This window comes from Allobosea sp. CER48 (genome assembly GCF_044752385.1).
GTDB lineage: Bacteria > Pseudomonadota > Alphaproteobacteria > Rhizobiales > Beijerinckiaceae > Allobosea.
In genome coordinates, this window is sequence record NZ_JBIWYK010000452.1 from 1 (window position 1) to 2,469 (window position 2,469).

Here is a 2,469-nt window from a genome sequence, read left to right on the forward strand (position 1 = left end):
CCTTGACCGTGCCAGAGCGGTTCCAGCAGCGAGAGCAGCGCCGCCGCGGTGACAGTCGCCATGCGGTGCTGCTTGGCCATAGGGCCCGAGAAATCGGCCGGCAGCCCGCAGGCGCGGCCGAGCTCGCGCGTATAGGCGGTCAACACGGCAAAGCCGGCAGCCGCCCAGCCCAGGGCCGGCGCGCCAGCACCGTATCCGACGCCGATGAGGATGAGGATATCGGCGACACGATCCGGGAACTCGTTCCAGAACGGGCCGTCGGGCGCCTGCTTGCCACCTTCGATCGCCACCATTCCGTCGAAGAGATTGCAGAGCAATCTGAGCTGGCAGAACAGGGCGCCCGACAGAAGCAACGCGGCGCGCGGAGCAGCCTCCACCGCGCCGGCCTGCCAGAATGCGCCCCCGGCAACGGCGGCCATCACCATGCTTGCCATCGAAATCTGGTTCGGCGTCACGGCAGCGGCGCTCAACCGACGGGCAAGGGAGCGGGCCCAGCCGGACTCGCGGCTCGCCAGCGGGCGTCGATTGCCATCCTGCGTCACGGTTCAGCTCGTCCTGCTTCGCCAGAGGGAGAAATTGTAGAGCGCCGCATAGGTCGTCGCGACCGTCAGCGGCACGGCGATCGTCCTTGCGACCTCGGGGGTGCCACCAATCGTGTGGAGGAACGTCAGCAGGCTCGCCGAGACGAGCCCCGCGATCACCGGCGGAGCCAGCAGTGCCGGCAGGCCTGAGAACCGGCCGGCGAGAAACTCAATGCAGCGCTTCAGCACCAGCGTGATCGAGGCTGAGATAACCCCCTGGATCAAGCCGGCATGGAGCGGCGCCGGCATCGGATGCGCGCGGTTGGCGAAGGCGGCCCAGCTTCCCATGGCGAGGAACGCAAAGGCGACATGGACGATGCTGCTGCGCATCAGGCCGGCGAAGGGAACGGTCATACGGTCGACCATCCGTAGCGGACGAGATGGAAGAAGATCGGGGCCGAGAACACGACCGAGTCGAGCCGGTCGATGAAGCCGCCATGGCCGGCGATGAGATGGCCCCAGTCCTTGACGCCACGGTCGCGCTTGATCGCGGACATGACGAGCCCGCCGAAGAAGCCCATCAGAACGATGACCAGCGACAGGAACGCGGCCTGGAGGGGCGTGAACGGCGTCATCCAGGACAGGCCGGCACCGACGGCTGTCGCGCTGAGCGCCCCGCCGACGAAGCCCTCGACGGTCTTGGACGGCGACAGCCTGGGAGCGATCTTGGTGCGGCCGAGGAGCTTGCCCCAGACATATTGCAGGACATCGCTGATCTGCACGACGATGACGAGGAAGGCGATCAGCAGGACGTTGCGGCCCTCATAGCCGGGAACGTCGAGGCTCAAGAGCGCGGGCACATGCGACGTGCTGAAGACGCAGATCATCAACGCCCACTGCACCTCCGCTATGCGCACGAGGAAATGATCGGTATCGCCGCGCAAGGCCGCGATGATCGGCATCAGCAGGAAGGCGTAGACCGGAATGAAGATCGAATAGAGGCCGTACCATTCGATCCAGATCAGATAATACTGCACCGGCAGCACGACGAAGAAGGCGGCGGCCAGTGCCCAGTGATCGGCCCGGCGCGTATCGGTCAACGTGATGAACTCGCGCAAGGCTGCGAAGGAACAGAAGCCGAAGAGCAGCGTCACGCCTGTCTTGCCGCCGATGAGCGCCAGCCCCATCAGCACGACCATGACCCACCAGGCCCGGATGCGGTCGTTCAGGTTCTCGACCACGGCGTTCGAACCATCGGGCGAAAGCCTGCGTTGCAGCCCGTAACCGACAGCGGAAGCGACCACGAGGACGCCGAGAACGCCGGCGAGCACGGTCACCAGATCAGGATGCGGCATCGTCATGACGCGTTCGCCTTTGGGGACAGGGCGAGGAGGGCCGCCTCGGCCCTGGCGAGGAAAGCCTGCTTCGCATCGGCCTCAGCCAGACGAATCGGCGCGCCGAAGGTCACGGTGCAGATCAGCGGGATCGGGACGAACTCGCCTTTCGGCATGACCCGGTTCAGGTTGTCGATCCAGACGGGCACGAGAACGACGCCCGGCCGAGCCTGCGCAAGGTGGAAAAGGCCGCTCTTGAACGGCAGGAGAGGCGTGTCCGTGGTGTTGCGCGTACCTTCCGGGAAGACGATGAGCGAGGAGCCGGCATCGAGCGCGTCGGTCATCTGCACGATCGGATCGCTCGTCCGGCTGTCGCGGTCGCGATCGATCAGGACGGCATTGAAAACGTCACGGCCGATGAAACGCCTCGTGCGGCTCTTCAACCAGTAATCGCTCCCGGCGACCGGCCGTGTCGAAAACCGCATGCGACGCGGCAGCACGGTCCAGATCAGGACGAAATCGCCGTGGCTGGCATGGTTGGCGAAGTAGATCCGCTGTTCGGCAGCCGGGCCCACCCCGACCCACCGTCCGCGGACGGCGGTCATGAAGCGGGC

Annotated in this window: 4 protein-coding genes; all 4 read right to left on the minus strand. The window is 66.0% G+C overall.

The window, feature by feature from the left end; all coding sequences use genetic code 11:
* On the minus strand, positions 1–542 hold a 542-nt coding region (locus ACIPIA_RS14230; protein WP_400510487.1), incomplete at its 3' end, for a CDP-alcohol phosphatidyltransferase family protein.
* A gap of 3 nt (positions 543–545) precedes the next feature.
* On the minus strand, positions 546–935 hold the full coding sequence (locus tag ACIPIA_RS14235) for a hypothetical protein (RefSeq protein ID WP_400510489.1): 390 nt from the start codon (positions 933–935) through the stop codon (positions 546–548).
* Positions 932–1,882: a phosphatidate cytidylyltransferase gene (locus ACIPIA_RS14240; RefSeq protein ID WP_400510490.1), complete on the minus strand. Its 951-nt coding sequence runs from the start codon at positions 1,880–1,882 to the stop codon at positions 932–934. Before ACIPIA_RS14240 ends, ACIPIA_RS14235 begins: the two co-directional genes overlap by 4 nt.
* On the minus strand, positions 1,879–2,469 hold a 591-nt coding region (locus ACIPIA_RS14245; protein ID WP_400510492.1), incomplete at its 5' end, for a lysophospholipid acyltransferase family protein. The genes ACIPIA_RS14245 and ACIPIA_RS14240, both read right to left, overlap by 4 nt.